The sequence below is a fragment of the Aurantiacibacter atlanticus genome (assembly GCF_001077815.2).
Classification (GTDB): domain Bacteria; phylum Pseudomonadota; class Alphaproteobacteria; order Sphingomonadales; family Sphingomonadaceae; genus Alteraurantiacibacter; species Alteraurantiacibacter atlanticus.
Genome location: NZ_CP015441.1, coordinates 91,920 through 109,573, shown reverse-complemented (window position 1 = coordinate 109,573; position 17,654 = coordinate 91,920). Strand labels below are relative to the sequence as shown.

Genomic DNA, 17,654 nt, shown 5'->3' with positions numbered 1-17,654 from the left:
GTCGGGATGTTTGCCAGCGTGATCGAAGCGAAGCTTTCGTCTAACCATGTTTTCGGATTCATCCTGGTAGGACGTTCCCCACCTTCCCTGACCGCCCTCGTGCCGTGCGGAGATCAAAACCGAGGCCTTCCATCCGGCTCCGCAGACGCCCTTGGCGATGCCGAACGGCAGCCAAAGGCGCTGCCAATTCCTGCGGTGAATATAGACGTCAATCTCCGCATCGCCCAATATATGCACGGCAGTTCGTGTGGAGATTGGGGAGTCTATTCTCCGCCAAACGCATCGAACCAGAGCGACCGGATGCGAAAAGTCGGTCGCTTAAGCCTTTTCAACCGACCGATATGCCACTCCGATCCGGTGCCTGGCGCTTCCGCGTCGGAGACGAACTGCATCGAAAAAACGCCGCGCCGACGCCGCATTCGAAAAGCTGTCGCGCGCGCCCTTTCCTTTACAACCTACGCGACTCCTGTGACGTTCGACGACGGTCCAGCCAAACAGATCGAGCGTGACCGTGAGCTGATAGTCGCGTGGGACGTTGCGCGCAGTATCGAAAGCCCGCCAGTGCTCGCGGCATTCGAAGTGCTTTGCCATGAAAAAGCATTGCTCACACCGAAACCCGCAAATCCAACGCAGAAATTGAATCACCGCCCTGCCCTGTGATTCAAATCTTCGATTAAGCATCGCAGGGGCCCTGCTATCCGAGCTTGGGCCACGCGGCCTGACATTTTCCGCGAGGACCTAAAGCATGCGGCGGAGGCCGCGCTTTCGCCGTCGATGCGACAAAATGATGACAACGTGGGCTATCTGAATTTGATCTCATCCCACTCGTTGAGGGTTGGCTTGACCCAGGATCTGATCGCGTTGGGCGCTGACGGTGTCGCGATCTCGAATGCAATGCTCTGGGATTCTGCATCGACGGTGCTGCGATACGGCAGGAAGCTGCGGGCATATTCAAGCGCAACCGCACGGTTTCTGGGAAACGATCCGCAATAAGACGAGGGATTGATTCCGGACAACGAAGTTTCGATACTGGCTTTATTGAAACAGCATCTTCTCGAGTGCATCCGCCAGTTCACATCGCTTCTTGGCAGGGAGCCGGTCCAGATTGCGTTGCTTCCATAGGACGGCAGGCAGGTGCCAAGCTTCCGGTATGCCGAGAAGTTGCCAGTCCGGCTCTCCGCGTTTGAAGCCGACCAGAAACCGCCGATGCGCATCGGGCATGTCGGCAACCATCGCAGCGATGGTTGCCTCGCGCGCTTCTTCAAGATCGGCCAGCGCGATCGGCTCATGCGTCATTCCGACAAAACCGCGCTCGAATTCCTCCACAATCGGTTTTCGTGTCGGGGCAAGAACTTCGCCAATCGGGCGATGGTGACTGATGACGTAGACAAGGAATGCGCGCCGCAGCTCGTCGCTTATACCTTCGTGCGCCAGGAGATCGCGCACGTCGAAAAGGTCGCGAGGGTGCTGGCGGTCAAGCGCCGCGACGATCTTGCCCGCATAGAGATCTTCGAAGGACACGATCTGCATCTCGGCAAAGCCAAAGGCGTCTTCGACTGTTGGCACAACGCTCCGCAAGGCAAGATCGTAGACGGTGCCGCGCAGTACCGGCGTTACCTCGATCTTGATCTGCACGCCTCCAGCGCGGACGAGCAGCTTGGTGACGATTTTCTCGTCGGCCGAGCGCGAAGCATGGACCTTCGCGTCCGGTATTTTGCGTTCGATCCGTTTCGCTATTCGCAGCATGGCCGCGTTGATCGCGGCAAGCGACCTGGCGCGATCCTCGACCGGCAGATAGGTCAGGTCGATGTCCACCGACAGGCGCGGCATGTCGCGCACGAACAGGTTGATCGCGGTACCGCCTTTGAGGGCGAAGGCTTCTTCCTGCGCTACGAAAGGAATGGTGCGGATGAGAAGGGCGACCTGTTGCCGGTAAGAGTCGAGAAAGGCCATGATGCCCGCTACCCCGCCAGATCGGACGGCACGGTTATGTGGTAGCCGGGGTCGAGCGTGCCACCTTTGACCAGGACGCGCTTCCCCGATCCAAGATCGACACGGGTCACATCGAGACGGGATCGCCAGGCATGCCGGTGGCGGTCGGCGAAGAACAGGAATAGCCGTTTCACCTTCACGCTGGCGCAGGTCTCCAGCAGGGTTTGCAGGCGACGCGGGCTGAGATCGCTCAGCCCTTCCATCAGGGCATCGACCTGATGGAAACTCTCATGTCTGGGCAACTCGTCGAGCAATTCGAGCGCGGCACGTTCCTTGCTCGCATAGCGGATGGGTAAGCTCAGATCTGCGGCGCTGACCATGACGGGGCTCGGCTCCGCTTGTGCGCCGGCATCGCCGGGAAACAGACGCAGACTGTTGTGCCAGCGGAAGGCTACGTCGAGCGGCAAACTGTCCAGCCATGTCGGCGGTCGCTTCGGCCCGTAGAGGTGAACCTCGCGCATCTCCGCCGAAAGGTAATGGGCATAGCCTAGCTGTTCGAGTGCGGTGCGCCCGCCGACGGTCAGCGGCAGGTCCAGCACGGTCTGGAGCGAGATAACCACCTGCGGCCATGTCAATGGCGCGCGCGAGCGACGATAGACCCGCCGCGCCGGACTTTCGAGCCAGCCAGCGCGGACATACTGGCTGCGCAGCGCCGATGAATAACCGTGCGCCTCCATCCACGCGGCATCGGCCAGGAGTCCCTCAGGGAGTTCCCGCTGAAGCCGGTTTAGCTTGCTGTCAGAACGCTTAGCCATGATTAGTGTTTTGGCATATCTTCAAACCAAAATCCAGTTTGAAGCTTTCCGCTTTTGCCAAGCCAAGCTTGGTGTTTGGCGCAGTCTACAAACCTTATGCTCGGACTCAGGGCCCAAACCTGCGGTCGAACTCACGCCTCAGCCGCGAGATCTCGGACGTCTAGTCTGCGAGATATCCGCGCTGACAACGTTTCGGCATCCCGCTCAAAAGCAGACCAGTTCTCCTAATCTCCGCATTGCGCAATACATTCGCGACAGTTCATGCGGAGATTGGAAAGCCTATTTTCCAATCTCCGCATGAAACCATGCCTACGGGATGTGAGTCGCTCGCCTATGCTTCTTCAACGGACCGATATTCCACTCCGATCCGGTGCTTGGCGCTTCCGCGTCGGCTACGAACTGCATCGACAAAACGCCGCGCCGACGCCGCATTCGGAAAGCTGTCGCGCGCGCCCTTCCCGTTACAACCTATGCGACCCCACTGACGTTCGACGACGGTCCAGCCAAACAGGTCGAGCGTGACCGTGAGTTGATAGTCGCGTGCGATGTTGCGCGCGGTGTCGACAGCCCGCCAGTGCTCGCGGCATTCGAAGTGCTTTGCCATGAAGAGACATTGGTGCACCGCAACTCTCAAATCCAACGCAGAAACTGAATCACCGCCCTACCCTGTGATTCAAATCTTCGATCAGGCATCGCATATGCACTGCTTTCAGACCATGGCCCACGCAGGTCTGGAATTGTCCGCAAGGTCTCGCGCATCAAGAATTCCGTAACGGATTGTCCAACTTGATTTAAACGCAGCATCCGGTCAGTCGTTGTATTTAGCGTCCTAAAATGCTACGGCTAGCCTAGGAGAATTGCGATGAGCTTCGACGATCAACCTGGAGAATCTGGAGTGGTCAAGGCAGCCGCGAAGTGGGATCCTTCAGGCGGAGTGAACCCAGAGTGGCTCTATAAGACCGGGGATGATTTCCTTGGCCACGATTACGAGCCATCGCAGGGACGAGTTGAATGGAATTCTATTCTCGGATTGATGTTAGCAATTGCATTCATCTTTATCGCTATTTTGAGCTGGTAACTCATTCGTCGTCACCACGAAGGCGTCTTTGAATTGTGTTACGCTCCCGCTGGTCGTGATCATAGAAGCGCTCGTTAAAGCGATCGTTTGCTCCACCCAAGCCTTCTCGGCGCTCCTCGAACTCCCGCCGCTTGTCGCTGTAGCGAGATGTGTTGGCCTCATAACGATCACCAAGTGACGATGCGCCTTCGTCGATCCGGTCTCCGATAGATCCATCACTCGATCCATTCACGAGGTTTCGTGGCCCACCAACATTTTGGCGCGGCGTGCTGGCGCGAAGGTCGGACTCGCTGAAATCGCCGGGCCCAGTGACATTGCCGACCAAGGAGCCGCGTTCAGGGATGAGATCATTGAAGGGGGCAACGCGAGCATCGTAATAATCGGCGATAATTTCTCTCGCTACAAGCTCATAGGTTGCCTGCTCTTGCGGATTGTAGTCGGTGCGGGCCAAGCTCGGGGCCGTCACCCCAAGTTCCATGGCCTTTTCCTGATACCTTGATGCAACAATCTGAGACATATCGAAGTTGAGGTTCGCACCGTACCCTTCGCGATTGGAGGTATTGTTGCTGAGGGACGTCGAAACTTCATCGATTGCAGCAATGCGCTCATCAATGCGCCGGATCTCTTCGAGAGCTTGCTCACGAGAATAGGAATTATCCGAATAGCCCTCGCTTCGATTAAAGCTGCCGCTCTGCGAGTAGCTGCCATTATCCTGTGTAGCATTCGACCCGTTGGAGCGACCGTCAGAGGTCGACGAATCGAGTCCGTTGCTTTGTATACGATCGTTTCCACGGTTCACGAGGTCGGTGCGCAACCGTCCTCCATTGATGCCAGTTTGGGCGCCGGCATTAATACCAAGGCCAGAGCCCCTGCGAGGACTTCCTCCAGAATTTCCTCTACCGGCAGTGCCAGATACGCCAATACTCCCGCCACGAGTAGTCTCAAGACGATCAATGTTGGTTTGCTGATCGCCCGAAGAGCGCGAAATCCTGTCACCTTCGCTTATACCGTCTCTCGAATCGAGCGACTGATTGTCAAACCTCTGAAAATTTTCACCAGAGCGATATCCTGCAGAGTTTTCGCTTCCGCTCGAGTTGCGGACGCCGGTCGTTTGACGTGCCGAGGTTCGGTCGAGGAACGAAAGCGCACGCGAACGCTCCTCGGTGAGGCTGTTGCGAGCCGTCTCGAGCTCGGAAAGCGTCTGCTGGCGCTCGGAATTTGCGAACTGGCTCAAAGAGGCACCGAAGGCGAGGCGGCTCATTCCGGGTGATGTATCGAAGACGGTAGAACCGTCAGCCATCGTCCGCGTGAAAGTACCGTTGGGATTGACGGTCGACTGCACAGCAACTCCACCCGTGAAGGATGGCGCCGTGTTCCATTGGTTAGACTGCCGGTTGAAGCTCGACAGGTTCATGAAACTTTCGTTTCCGTAGGAGTAGTTGCCCGTCGTCCGTTCCACGGCCGCCGCTTCCGCTGCAGCCTGTGCTGGAGCGAGCATGGAGGTCGCCTGCGACGAGACGGCCATCGCTCCCCGCGCCATGCCGGCAGCAAGGAACGGGATCGACATCATCAGGAAGCCTGCGATCGTCGCGGTATCCGCGTTGACCGCATCGATACCGGCCATGCCTGCCATCGTGATGCCGCCCGGTGCGGTCGCATTCAGAGAGTCCGATGCGCGGTCCATGATGAACATGTGCAGGACCACATAGAGTGGCCCCCATGCGGCCAGATAGAAGAAGCCGGTGAAATAACCTTTCAGCGCGGTTACCCCTGTGCGCGGAAGAAGGAAGAGCGGAAAGAGGACCGGGAACATCGCATAGAAGACGACGGTCAGCACGATGTTGAGAAGCGGGACCCACGTCATCGCTTGCTGTGTGATCGACGTGTAGGTGTTGCGCGCCTGTTCCTCGGCGCGGAGCATGGCGAATGTATCGCCATCAGCCGCACCGAGATTGGCTCGCGCTTCGAGGAAGGCACTCACCAGCGAGCGTTGATGGAAAATCTGTTGTGCGGTCTGACTGCTACCGTGGAACTGATTGGCGATGACTGGGAGGTCGGCGATCAGTTTGGCGCGAGCTGCTGCGGGAGTGAGGCCTGGAAAGAGCTTGCGGCCCTCCTCCTCGAGCTGCGCATCGGTATAGGTGATAATCCCGCTCTGAAGGCTCGTGTATCCTGCCTGGCAAGTCACGATCGTCGGGGTGCCCGTGGCTGGGATCCACTTCATACCCCGCGCCGGCGAGCCGGGGCCCATATCGGTCAGGATGTCGTTCGAGTTCGCGACCGTGTCGAAAGACGTATGGCCGAGCAAGATGTCATAGAAGAGGCACTGCTTGAAATACTCCTCGAGATTGGCGCTGATGCGGGGGTCGCGGATCTGGAAGTCCCGGGTGCGATCCCAGAGCCTGGCTCCATAGATCATACCGTTGTTCGACATCTGCAGGGTGCCAGGCATCGTGAAGACGGTCTCGGCCGTGCGCGTCAACCAGTCGCCGGCAGTCGAGCTGACCGAGGCGATGAGGGCCAGACCAACCGGGACGTTGCCGACCGTCGAGGGTGCCAGACTGGGATTGAGGCGATCGGTGACTTGCACGGTGGTCGTCGGGATGATGAGTGCCCCGTACATGAGCGTCGCACCCAGGAACCAGTTGAGCCAGGCGCGCCAGTTCAAACTGAAGGCGACGATCAGAAGCGTGTATATGAAACCCATCACCATCACGACCCGGAGAAGCGAGCGGAAGCCCCCTCCCCCCGTCCATGCGGAGACCGCGTTGAGGACGTTGACGATATATTCCCCGCCGCCGATCGTGTAGATCTCCATCACGGTCCCTGATCCTTACTGGACGCCTTGGTTCGACAGCGACGTGCTGAAGGACAGCGCCGCCGACATCTGCGGGGAGAGATTGTTGCGGAGCGTGCCTTCCAGGAAGACCGCGCGCTGGATGACGTGCTGTGTCCGATCGAGGCGCAGGTTCATGCCTTGGGAATAACCATCGAGGACGTGGCGCACGGAGACAATCTGGTCACGCCATTGCGACAGCGCTTCCTCGTTCGCGTTCTGGAACGTCCCGACACCCCGGGATGCGTAGCCGTAATATTGCTGCGCAAGCGCATCGAGCAGATCCATCGACACAATCTCGGCCAGATCGTTCATGTCGTTGGCTGTCATTCCGCCAAGCGTCGCCGCCGCGTTGACCGAAATGATCTTGTAGAGCGGGATCGTCGTCGCGCCGAGCAGTCCGATCTCGTCCGACGTCAGCGCGGTGTTCGACCGGACCTTGGCATTCATGCTCTCGATCATTGCGCGGACGCGAGGCTTCAATGCCTGCGCCTGGTCGACCGACATGGTCTGAGTTGTCGGATTGAGACACTTGTCGGTCGTATCGCACTTCAGCATCGTGACCGAGTTCGTGCCATCGAGAAGCGCCGTCAGGAGCGCGCGATCGCCTTGCCCGAAGAACTGGTAGCCGCGCTTTCCGCTCCCATCGCCATCCTGATAATAGATGACGGTCCCCACGAACGTCATGAGGTACTCGCGGAATTGGGGAGAGAAGCTCGGATAGCTCTGCTTCAGCATATCCCACGTGAAGTTGTAGCTTTCCGACGGAATGTTCGGATCGCTGTTCGCAGCGATCGTCGACTCCCGCTGACCGCCGGTCCCGCATTCGTGACGGCCTTTCGCCCAGTCCAAAAAGAGCCCCTGGCTGTTGCCGATCGACTTGCAGATCTCCGACGACATGCGGTCCGACTTTCCCCACAAACCGCCGACGAGATTTTGAGCGGTCTCGCAGCTGTTCATGTTGAACTGGTTCATCTGCTGAGCCTTCTGCGCCATCTCCTCGATCGTCGAGGCGATCTGCGGGCTGATCGACTTGATCGCGAGCTGAAAGGCGAAGCCGAGCGCATTGTTGGCGGTCGCCTTCAACATCGCGACGATCTCGTCGGTGTTGATGAAGGAGAAGCTGCCCGAGAAGACGTCGATGCCGCCGCAACCCGCCTTGATCGAGGGCAGTTGCAGATTGACCGGGTTCACGCTCTTCTGCGGAAACCGTGTCCAGATGTTCCCACCCGAATAATAGCCCGCGGATTGGCCCTGATAGGCGGTCGGCCCGGTCGCGTTGGCCGCCGCGCCCATGTCGTTGAAGAAATCGTTGAGCTCGGCACCAACCTGCGCGCTGACCGGCGCCGCGGCCATGCCTGTCGCGGCCAACGCGCAGAGCGCGACACCGGCGCGTTTTGCGAAACGGGCGGCGATGCCGCCTCTCGTCCGAGTAGACATCAGTAATCGCTCCCTGGCTCGATCTGCGTGAGGTAGAAGATGCGCTGCATGACTTCGTCGGCCGCCATGACGCCGTAGCCGATCGGGATCGGCTGCGTGGTTTGCGTGTCGAACAGGACGATCGCCGGCACGGTGCCTCCCTGGAGCCCCATTCGCTGGTACTGTCCGCTGTCGATCACGTAGTTCGGGAAGAGCTCATTCGGACCGCCGTCCATTGATACAGCCAGCACTTCGAGGCCGTAGTTGTCGGACAACGCGCGCATGACCGGCGAGAACGTCCCGCACGCCGAGCAGCTCGAAGAGTAGAAGTAGAAGACGCCGTAGCGCTGCGTGAGCGCCTGCATTGATCCCTCGCGCTGGTCGCGGCGGTCCGTGAGCCACGTCTGCTTGGCCAAGGTGCCCACTGGCCGTTCGAGTGTGTAGTCGAGCTCGGGGTTCTGCCAGATCGACCTGCTCCACGTATCGGCGAAGGTCGACGCACGATCGAGCTGCTCACGCTGGAAGCGGATGTAGTTGACGATGTTCTCGGAGGTTGGTTCGAGGATTGCGAGCGCCTTGAGCTCGTCGAGCTGCTTGGTGATCGCCGCCATTCGCTCCACGGCGGGTACGGTTTGGGCGGGCTGTTGCTCCCTCTCCTTCGCCTCGCGCTTCACCTTCTCGGAATTGCAGTAGAACCACGATCCAAGCTTGCGCTCGTCGCAGTAGAAGGCATCGCGCTGGGACGCCGGATCCACCGTCTGCGCCAAGCCGGGGGCCGTGGCTGCGGCGACTACTGCCGCAAGGCTGAGCAAAGCGAGGTTGTTCATGAGCATTTCCCTTTGTCGAGGTCGAGCATCTGCAGGAGGAAGGCGGTCTTGAGGTGACCCCGGCCACGGTCGATCATCCGGATCATTCCGCCGGACAGGGTCGTCGTGCCATCAATGCCGGCGTCGGTGAGGCAGAAATCGAAAGCGCTCTCGCCTGCGCGGGAGATCCAACCGCGTTCGAGCAGTCGGCCGATCGCGGATGTGAGCTCCGCCCCCGATGCTGGACGCAGGAACCAGTCCTGGATGAGCGAGAACATCTCATCCTCGCTGGCAGCGAGATGGCGCCCGATCGCGACACTGATCGCCAGATCGAGCACTTCGGCAGTTGGGAATCGGTCCCCTTTCTGAAACGCGATGACTTCACCGCCTGTCACCTCAACTCCCCCCATTCAGCTTGTAGTAGCCTTCGATCTTGGTCTGGATCTGGATCGACATTTCGATCTCGTCGGGCAGCTTGGCCGCATCGACGAACTCGGCGTAAACCTCGCGGAAATCCATCCGGCTGAGGTCGAGCTGCTGGAACTGGGCAATGAGGAAACCCTCGCAGTCGGGCTCCTTGGCCTTGCCCCATCGCATCCCGAGCTGGGCCTTGCCTTGCTCGTTGAGGATGCGGACCAGCTTGCTCCCGTAGCAGCAGTAAGATTGCTTGCGCGTCACGCAGACGCCGAGGATCTTGTCCGAGCAGTAGGTGCCGACATAATGGCAGAGCCCGGCGTCATCCTTCTTGTCGACGTCCCGATCCTGGCTGTTGCAGAGCCACGGCGTGAGAAGGGGAACGCCCTTCCCGCTGCAGCAATTGGACAGCCCGAACACCTTCTTCGTGCATTTGAGGTTCTCGCCGCTGAAGATCTTCAGCTGGTTTGGATCGAACTCGTCACGAAGCTCGCCCATGACGTTCATCGCCACCATTGCATCCTTGAACTCGGTCGATGCCTCGCGTGTGACGCTCGTACATTCGCCGTTGATGCAGTAGAGATCGCCCGCGCAAACGTAGGCAGGCGGCGGAGGCGCGCCCGTGTCCGGTGTCGTGCACTGGAACCAGCGATCATAGACGTTGCAGGTGATGCCATTGGCGTCGTAGCTCAGACATTCGTCATGGCTGAGTGAGCATTCCGGACGTGCCTCGAGCGCAGCACAGTCGTTCGCCGGAAGCAAACCCTGGCACTGATACGTGCGGCTCCACTCCCAGCACGGGCGGGTTACGGGCAAGCCATCGATGACGCGCGTCTCGTTGGGAGCCGTGCAGGTCTCGCTTTGGAGCGAGCACGTCGCTCCACCGATCGTGGCTTCGCATTGTGTTTCGTCGACGGACTCGCTGACAATCGAAATCTTGTTCCGCTCAATGCCGCCGGAGACCGCAGTTTGCGCGGGGCAAGAATAGGTCAGACGGTAAATTGGGTCGCCGGGTTCGGAGCAGTAGCGAGTGCGTCCATTGTCGTACCACTGAAGGCACCCTTGGCCTATCCGGACCCGGTTGATCTCCTGACAACCGCCGGCATCGAGCTGGCCTTGAATGGCGGCGCATTGCCGCGCGCCTAGATTGACATCCCTGTCGAACCCCTCATCGCAGGTGTACTCCCAATACCGGGAACCCTGTGTCTGAATTGTCAGGAGAGCCCTGCACGTCCGCGCTTCGTCGAAAGGCTGCGAACCCTGGTTGCAACTCTCGAGATAGGTGGTCGAGCCACCGCCCCCGGGAGGCAGTGGATTGCATGAACCGCTCGATCCACCCGGGCTAGCGCCGGGACCGAGATAGGCGTCGGGATCGCTTTCGATGGCGGATGCCGCGGAGAGATCGATCGTCGCAGGATCGACAACCTTGCGGTACGGATCGATGACGACACGATAGTCCTCCTGATAACGCTGCGCTTCGCCTGCCGTCGTCAAACCGACCGCATCGTCCGCATAATCGAGAGACGGGAAATCAGTCCCTGCGTATGTAGGGACATTCGCTTCCGAACCATCGGCGAGGATGGATCCGTTCGTTGCGTCGCGGACGCCTTCCCCGATTGCCTCGCCCTCGGCGCGGGCATCGGACGACGTCATCTGCGCGTGGGCAAGCTGACCCGTCGCCACGAGACCGGCACAAGCAAGAGCGAGGCCGCGAATGTTCACTGCGCAGACCTGTAATTGGCGAGCGCAACCCGCGAGACCGGAGCGCCAGGGCCGTTGGTGCCCGCGAAGGTCTCCAGCACATAGCCGACGCTGACATTGCCCGCGATCCGGTCATGAGGCGGCGGCGCAGTCACACAGTCAAGCTGGTCGCAAGGCTCGAAGTCGCTCGAAAGCGCGACATAGGTCGGAACATGATCGACCTGAAAAGACCGGAACAGCCGCGGTTCGATCGCGACGTTGCTCGCGCCTGCCTGGTCGACGACGTTACGGATGCCGGTGATGAACGCTTGCGGATTCCCGGCCGAGAAGCCTCTGAACACGACGACGCCGCCGGCCTTCGTCGTGTCCTCGATCATTCTCGCCAGCGCTTCTTCGGGCATCGAAAGGCTGGCGAACGCGATAAACAACGGCGCACCCTCGGGGTTGGCCATGCCCGCCTTGGCGCCAGCGACCATTTCGTCGAAGTCGAAGGGGCCATCACCGGCAGCGATATCGGACACGTCGAGCCCTTCGATCGAGGCGTAACCACCCTCGACGACCTTCTGCGCCTCTTCCCGGTGCTCCTCGCCATTGGAGGTCACGTAGTCGAAGAGTGCTTGGGCATCTTCTTGGAACTCCCCAGCGCGTGCTTCGATTGCTTGGGGATCGAAACCGTCCGTGCTTTGGGCGAAGACGGCCGTCACGCAGCCGATGAGGCTGAAACCGGCGAGCGAGATAGCGATCTTGCGGTTCATGGCAGGTCTCCGTTCTACAGCACGCAGCAATTGCGCTTGCGCCAAAGGAGGAAACCCACGTCCTCTCCCTTGACCGGGTAAACCTGTCCGGACTTGGGCAGGATGGTGGTCGCGCCGATCGGCGAGCAGCTTTCTCGTCCGCTGACCATCGGCGTCGGATTGACCTGTTGAAGGCGATACTGGCTCTTCTTCAGGATCGGCATGATGTACTTCGAGCAGAGGGCTTTCGAGCCGCTGGTCCCCCACGCCAGACCCTGGCGATGCATCTTGTAGATCATCCGTTCGGCGGCGAGCCGAGCCGACTGCTTGATGCCGACATTCGCTCCGATGTTGCCGTTCATCGGATACATCGGCCCTTGGCACCCCGAGCACCAGAACAGTTCGTCTATCGGCAGTTTCGAAGTCGAAGCGATACAGTCGGCCGAACAAGCGGCCTGAGCGATCGGCGAGGTGAAGAGCGCCGCTTCCGGGTTTAACAGCGTCGTCAGCTCGTCGTCCTGCCAGAGCGGATCGATCTCGCTCATATAGGCAATGTCGAAGGAGCTCGCCTCAAGGCAAAGGAAGTCGGTTACGACCTCCAGCCAATAGAGAAGCGGATAGATGTAATAATGGACGTGATATTTGGCGGTGTTCTGCGATTTTCCTCCGATTTGCGAAGAGTTCGACGCATAGCCGTTACCGATCGGGAAGCCCGGGTCGAGCTTGATGCCTCCGAGATTTGGAAAGCACCACGGTTTTGTCGAGACATCGACAAGGCGCACGGGTTCCCAGAATCCCATCGCAAGCCCGACGCGCGGCACGGGCGTTCCGCACGCGCAGATCGGCAGATCCGGATTCTTGGTATCGGCGCGCGAGGACGGCCAAATCTTGAGCGATCCGAGCGAAAGTGGAAACATGCAGCCCCAGCACACATCCGTGATCGGATTGACGAACGATCCGGAACAACGTCCCGGGCCGGAAGGGAGCCCTTGGGCGGACGCCGGCGCAGCGAGAGCAAGGGCGGCAAGCGCCGCAACAACGGCAAGCCACCTACGCAACATCGTCGGTCTCCCTGAAGAGCCACGCATCATCCGCGGCGTTCTTCAGCCTGGCCCATGCCCAGCCCTGAACGGCCATGAAGGTAAAGGCCGCGGCCAGGCCCGGGAGAGCGGCGGACCCGATCAGCTGGCGAAGCTCGCCAAGGAACAGAAGTGCGACCGCGAAAACCAGGCAGGCTGCGATGACGCGGAAGCGCGCAGCCCGCAGCTCCTTGGTTTCCGGAGCGGCCAGCGGAACCGGGATCATGTCGCGCCAGGACGTCACGATTGCCTCCGGGGGATAGCTTGTTCGGTAATCAGCAGGAGATCGCCCTTCGCCTCGACGAGCGCGGGCGTGCGGGTGATGCCGAAATGACTGGAGAGCTTGCCCTCCTGGTCGAAGTAGAACCGGCGTTGATGGGTCCTCATGGATTCGAAGGGCGAACCGTCGACGAAAATGATCTTGGCGCGTTCATCGGGTCCGTGTCCGAGCGCCCATTCAACCTCGGCGGGATCGTCGCCGTCCACGAAGACGAGCTTCTTGGATAGCCCCGAAGTCGCGAGCGGATTGACCCGCTGACCACGCGCCGCGATCAGATTGCCCTGGTGGTCGCGAATGTCGTTCTCGACGACGATCGCGGGATCGAATTCCCACGAACGCGTCTCTTCGGCACGCGCCATTCCCGGAACGGGAACCGGACGCATGACGCGATCCTTCACTTTCGCGGCGAACTGCTGGTTCATCTCGTCGAGCTTGCCGGTCGCCTGCGCATGATCGAGACGCGCCTTGATGACGGACAGGAGGTCGGGCTCGATGACGGGCCAGGTCTGACCCATCTGGCCATGATCCTGCGCCTGCGCAGTCAGCATCGACGGCGCCGTCGCAGCCGCGGTGACGGCGGCGCATGAGAGGATGACGAGACGATACCTCACAGGATCGCCACTCCCGTTCCAACGAGGCGGTCGCGGCACACGAAGCCGATGTGCGAATAGCGGCTGTCGAAGCCATCCTTGTGGTGAGTGGCCGCGAACACGCAGCCTTCCGGAACGACGCCGAGAGGTCCTTCGGTGAGCGCATCACCGCGCTTCGTGAGCGGCTTGGTCGATGCGATGCGCTCGCCATTGACCAGCACGTCACGGCCTTCGCGGGTCACGACATCGCCGGGCAGACCGAAGGCGATCTTGGCGAAGGCGCCAGGCTCTTCGCCGAAATACTTCTGGGTGACCGGATCATGGCCCGGGTGGAATATCACGTAATCCCCGCGGTCGGGAAAGCGGCCACTTTCGACAAGGAACGCCCAGTTCGGCAGCGAATCCGTTGCGTTAATCATGAAAGCATGGGTCTCGCTCCATTGCTGCAGGGACGTCACCGCGGTTCCGATGCCGAAAAGCGCGGCGATCGCGAGTAGCTTGCCCTTGGTCGACAGCCGCTTGGCTCTATTGTTGAACACCGCCCTGCCCTCCCCCGTTCGCGGCCATGAACGCCTGCATTTCCTGCTCGACACGCGCGTCTTGTGTTTGTTGCATGTCGATCGATGCCTGGGCGATTTGCGGGCGCGGCACCTTCGCGTAGACAGCCGCCTTTACGCTCTGGGTGACGTCCGGGATCGCGCCGCCAATCACCGCCTCGTGGACGAGAACGACCTTCCCGCTCTTCGACAAGCCAGCGACGGTCCGATCGAGTGCGGCCATGAAAACGGCCGTTTCCTGGGCGGCGGTCTGCTCGTCGGAACTCGATCGAGCCTGGGCCTGCAGATATTCGCCGATGATGCCTTGCAGCTGAAGCTGCACGAACTCCTGGCGTCCCCCATCGTCAGAGACGAGGTTCTTGGTGACCCAGGCTCCCCAGATGAAGATGGCGGCGGCGGCAGCGAGCAGCACGATCTCCCGGGGTGAAAGACCCGCAAAGGCACGTTTGGCAGCCACTGTCTTGGGCCTGCGAACTTCGGCGGTCGCCGCACGATCGGCATTCTCGAACAGATCAGTCATTGTCACCTCCAGCGAGTTCGAAAGCGGAGCGAAGGCTCGCGCGGCGAAAGAAAGCGATGAGAACGAAGGCGCCGCCAAGGACCGTGAATACGATCGTTTGGAATTGCGCCTGTCGAGCCGCGTCGGCCGCGAGGAAGCGCGCGGCCAAATTGTCCAGCTGAAGCATCGTCCCAGAAAGGGTGAAGCTGCCGAGGAGGACGAAGAACAAGGTCGCGACGCCAAGGGTCGCGAGGCCCGTCGTGGCGAGCCACCCGATCAGGCGGAGCGCAACGACCATTGCATCCTGGCCGCGTGCGATCCGGGTGTGCGGGGATCCGGCGTGTGCAAATGCGTTCATTCCGCGGCCTCCAGCATATGATGGCTTTCGGGAAAGGCTACCGCCTCGATCGCATCGTGCATCGGGAAGCCACGATGGACGTAATCCTCGATGTCGGCGAAGACGTCGGGGCTCGAGGAGTAGAGGGTCGCCGAATAGCGATCGAGGACGAGCCGCCCGATGCTCTCGGTGTCGGGCCCGCGGATGAACACGTCCGAGTAGTCCACGCCGTTGCGCTTCAAGGACCGCAAGAGCGCCTCGGTCATGTTGTCCATCTCGAAGCGATCCGAATTGCGAAAGTCCGAGATCGTCTCGCCCTTCTGCTGAAGGATGAGGAACCAGTCGGAGTTCTCGAGCGCGGCGCGCGACCCCTCCGACTTGTAGTAATCGTGGATCGATTGCGTCGCCGTGATGAGCGAACCGCCATATTTGCGGCAGGTGCGCGAATAGGTCTCGACGAAGTCTGCCATCGCCCCGCCCTCCAGCATCTGCCAGGCCTCATCGATGATAAGCGGCTTGGGGATCGAGCGGTCCATCCGGCGCATCACCTGCGAAGCGATGAACATCACGGATGTCAGCACCACGCCGCGCAACTCCTCGCGCGTCGCCAGATCGGAAAGCTCGAAGACGGTGAGGTCGGCCGACAGGTCCAGATTGGCATCGCCGAGGAAGAAGCGACCGAATGTCCCGGTCGAGGCGAACGGCAGCAACGAGGTCGCAAGATCGTAGGCGAAGGGATGTTCGGGCTGCTTGAGCGCCTCGATGATGTGGTCCACCGTTCCATCGCGACCCTCTGCTTCCCAGACGGCGTTGACGGCCTGGTCGATGAGCCCGCGCTCGGTGTCGTTCAGTCGGGTCTCGTTTCGCGCCATCTGCGAAATGATCGACTTCAACATGGCGAGGCAGTCGACCAGATAGTCGTCGTCGCCCTGGGCCAGCTCTTGGTCGATCATCCGGAAGGGGTTGATCGAAATGCCCGAAGAGAGCTTGAATTCGGTAAAGGTGCCGCCGAGCGCCTTCGCCATGTGCTCGAAACTGCGACCGTCATCGATCACGATCGTCTTCGCGCCGACGCCGGCGAAGCTCGCCGTCAGATCCTGAAGGAGGACCGATTTCCCCGAACCCGACTTGCCCGCGATTGCCACGTTGTGGTTGCCGGCACCGTTCTGGAACGGCGACCAGAATTGCGGTTGCCCCCGGCGCCCGATGAACAGCAGATGCGGAATGTTGCCGCCTACATATTCACCCTGGATCGGTGCGATGGCCGCGACGTTCGTGGAGCGCATGGTGCGCAGCCGCTTCATGCGCTTGTAATCGGAATCGAGCCCGTCCGCGAGCATGAGCGGGAAATGGGCCATGAAGGCGGGCAGCTGGATATGGGTCTCGTCGATCAGGTCCCACCCGCTCGCCTTGTAGAGCGCCTTGAGCGTTCGCTCGCAGGGCTCGCCACGTCCCTTGGGCGCGAGGATCGAAACCGCATAATAGCATGAGACCAGCTTTTCGCCCTGCTTCACACGGTCTTGGATGAACTGCCATTCGGCGGCCTCTGTGCGAAGCTTCGGGACGAGCTTGACGCCCTTTCCCTCCGCCAGCGAGCTCGTGCGCGCGAACTTGTATCCCGCCTTGCTTTCCGAAGACTCCTGCCCGGGGATGACCCCGCACACGGTCTGGAGGACCGGGCACGGCAAGTTCAGCTTGGGATTGAAGATATCGCCGATGATCTTCTGCGTGTCCCACGGAGCCCAGCGATCGGGGAAATTGCGTACCGCCATCGTCCGGATGTCGAAGCGCTCGGGAACGAAATCCTTCATCTCCGGCACGCCCTCGACAGAGGCACCCGTTGGGCGGAGCGACTGCGCATGAAGGATAAGACGATCTTTCTCGACATGGGTGACGAGATCGCGGCGGACGCATTGTTCGTTGATTGGGTCGAACCGGTTGTACCCCGGAACCTCGTCTCCAGCTCCGGTCGATGGAGCCAGGATCTCGTCGAAAAAGCGGATCAGATCGGTGGGCTCGAATTGCTTGATTGGAACGTCGATCGATTCCAGCGCCGAAATGGTTCCGTCGCGCATCGTCACCAGATCATCGGTCGTCAGCCCGGAGCCCTGACTGACGCCGACCGACATGACGACACGGTAATTGCGGACGAAGAAGGGGCCGTCGCTCGCGAGAGTCGACCACGCGCCGTTGCGGAGCTTGTCGAGACGATGTCGGGCAAGGGTCTGAAAGACGCCCGAGGCGCTAAAGCGCGGTAGCGCCCAGTCCTGCAGCTTCTCCGCGACGCGCGGAGAGGAATAATTGGTTACGCTGAATTTGGTCCCGGGCAGGAGGATATCCGAGAACAGCGAACTTATGATGTCGTTGACGCGATCATTGGCCCCGACCAGCGGCGCAAGCTCGAGGATGAAGCCTTTCGAGCGGACCTGGTGGAAGACCCGCTTGTCTTCGTCGTAGGAGCGATAGCCAAGGTAATGCGACAGCATCGGCACCTGCGGCGGGTTCGACTTCTGCTCGGGTTTCCGGCTGTCGCCGACCACCAGGTCCACGATGTTGCTGAATGCTCTCATCATCGCG

The 17,654-nt window shown here is 60.5% G+C and carries 18 protein-coding genes; 2 read left to right on the top strand and 16 right to left on the bottom strand.

Annotated features, from left to right (window positions below; genetic code table 11):
- Positions 1-6 precede the first annotated feature (6 nt).
- Entirely contained in the window at positions 7-660 is a 654-nt protein-coding gene (locus tag CP97_RS15175; RefSeq protein ID WP_063612634.1) for a hypothetical protein, read from the top strand.
- Between the two features lie 375 nt (positions 661-1,035).
- Here CP97_RS15175 and CP97_RS15165 read toward each other — a convergent pair whose 3' ends face one another.
- The 3 genes from CP97_RS15165 to CP97_RS15155 form a co-directional block, all read right to left on the bottom strand.
- Positions 1,036-1,953, bottom strand: a complete 918-nt coding sequence (locus CP97_RS15165) for a nucleotidyl transferase AbiEii/AbiGii toxin family protein (protein ID WP_063612632.1) — start codon at positions 1,951-1,953, stop codon at positions 1,036-1,038.
- Between the two features lie 8 nt (positions 1,954-1,961).
- A complete protein-coding gene (locus CP97_RS15160) occupies positions 1,962-2,747 on the bottom strand; it encodes a type IV toxin-antitoxin system AbiEi family antitoxin (protein ID WP_082863938.1) in 786 nt (261 codons plus the stop codon).
- Positions 2,748-3,078: 331 nt separating this feature from the next.
- A complete protein-coding gene (locus CP97_RS15155; RefSeq protein WP_063612631.1) occupies positions 3,079-3,351 on the bottom strand; it encodes a WGR domain-containing protein in 273 nt (90 codons plus the stop codon).
- 258 nt (positions 3,352-3,609) lie between these two features.
- Here CP97_RS15155 and CP97_RS15150 point away from each other — a divergent pair, with 258 nt between their 5' ends.
- Complete coding sequence (locus CP97_RS15150; protein ID WP_063612630.1) at positions 3,610-3,825, top strand: hypothetical protein; 216 nt, start codon at positions 3,610-3,612, stop codon at positions 3,823-3,825.
- Between the two features lies 1 nt (position 3,826).
- Here CP97_RS15150 and CP97_RS15145 read toward each other — a convergent pair whose 3' ends face one another.
- From CP97_RS15145 to traC, 13 genes are read right to left on the bottom strand one after another with little or no spacing between them, the layout of a single operon-like run.
- Positions 3,827-6,643 carry a conjugal transfer protein TraG N-terminal domain-containing protein gene (locus tag CP97_RS15145; RefSeq protein WP_063612629.1) on the bottom strand — a complete coding sequence of 939 codons (2,817 nt, stop codon included), beginning with the start codon at positions 6,641-6,643 and terminating at the stop codon, positions 3,827-3,829.
- A 15-nt stretch (positions 6,644-6,658) separates the two neighbouring features.
- Positions 6,659-8,101: a conjugal transfer protein TraH gene (locus CP97_RS15140; RefSeq protein WP_063612628.1), complete on the bottom strand. Its 1,443-nt coding sequence runs from the start codon at positions 8,099-8,101 to the stop codon at positions 6,659-6,661.
- On the bottom strand, positions 8,101-8,907 hold the full coding sequence (gene traF / locus CP97_RS15135; RefSeq protein WP_063612627.1) for a conjugal transfer protein TraF: 807 nt from the start codon (positions 8,905-8,907) through the stop codon (positions 8,101-8,103). The genes CP97_RS15140 and traF overlap by 1 nt, the downstream gene beginning before the upstream one ends.
- Positions 8,904-9,281 (bottom strand): hypothetical protein, encoded by a 378-nt coding sequence (locus tag CP97_RS15130; RefSeq protein WP_149036574.1) that lies wholly within the window; start codon positions 9,279-9,281, stop codon positions 8,904-8,906. Before CP97_RS15130 ends, traF begins: the two co-directional genes overlap by 4 nt.
- Before the next feature lies 1 nt (position 9,282).
- The gene (locus CP97_RS15125; protein ID WP_063612625.1) at positions 9,283-11,022 is read right to left on the bottom strand and encodes a conjugal transfer protein TraN; all 1,740 of its coding nucleotides are present in this window, start codon (positions 11,020-11,022) and stop codon (positions 9,283-9,285) included.
- Entirely contained in the window at positions 11,019-11,756 is a 738-nt protein-coding gene (trbC, locus tag CP97_RS15120) for a type-F conjugative transfer system pilin assembly protein TrbC (protein ID WP_063612624.1), read from the bottom strand. The genes CP97_RS15125 and trbC overlap by 4 nt, the downstream gene beginning before the upstream one ends.
- Before the next feature lie 14 nt (positions 11,757-11,770).
- Entirely contained in the window at positions 11,771-12,796 is a 1,026-nt protein-coding gene (traU, locus tag CP97_RS15115; RefSeq protein ID WP_063612623.1) for a conjugal transfer pilus assembly protein TraU, read from the bottom strand.
- Positions 12,786-13,058, bottom strand: coding sequence for an efflux RND transporter permease subunit (locus CP97_RS15110; RefSeq protein ID WP_149036573.1), 273 nt, complete (start codon positions 13,056-13,058; stop codon positions 12,786-12,788). The genes traU and CP97_RS15110 overlap by 11 nt, the downstream gene beginning before the upstream one ends.
- The gene (gene traW / locus CP97_RS15105) at positions 13,055-13,642 is read right to left on the bottom strand and encodes a type-F conjugative transfer system protein TraW (protein WP_063612621.1); all 588 of its coding nucleotides are present in this window, start codon (positions 13,640-13,642) and stop codon (positions 13,055-13,057) included. Before traW ends, CP97_RS15110 begins: the two co-directional genes overlap by 4 nt.
- Positions 13,643-13,701: 59 nt before the next feature.
- Positions 13,702-14,223 (bottom strand): S26 family signal peptidase, encoded by a 522-nt coding sequence (locus CP97_RS15100; RefSeq protein ID WP_082863936.1) that lies wholly within the window; start codon positions 14,221-14,223, stop codon positions 13,702-13,704.
- Positions 14,210-14,761, bottom strand: a complete 552-nt coding sequence (locus tag CP97_RS15095) for a TrbI F-type domain-containing protein (RefSeq protein WP_063612620.1) — start codon at positions 14,759-14,761, stop codon at positions 14,210-14,212. The genes CP97_RS15100 and CP97_RS15095 overlap by 14 nt, the downstream gene beginning before the upstream one ends.
- Positions 14,754-15,098: a hypothetical protein gene (locus CP97_RS15090; RefSeq protein WP_063612619.1), complete on the bottom strand. Its 345-nt coding sequence runs from the start codon at positions 15,096-15,098 to the stop codon at positions 14,754-14,756. The genes CP97_RS15095 and CP97_RS15090 overlap by 8 nt, the downstream gene beginning before the upstream one ends.
- Complete coding sequence (gene traC / locus CP97_RS15085) at positions 15,095-17,650, bottom strand: type IV secretion system protein TraC (protein ID WP_418202091.1); 2,556 nt, start codon at positions 17,648-17,650, stop codon at positions 15,095-15,097. The genes CP97_RS15090 and traC overlap by 4 nt, the downstream gene beginning before the upstream one ends.
- Positions 17,651-17,654 lie beyond the last annotated feature (4 nt).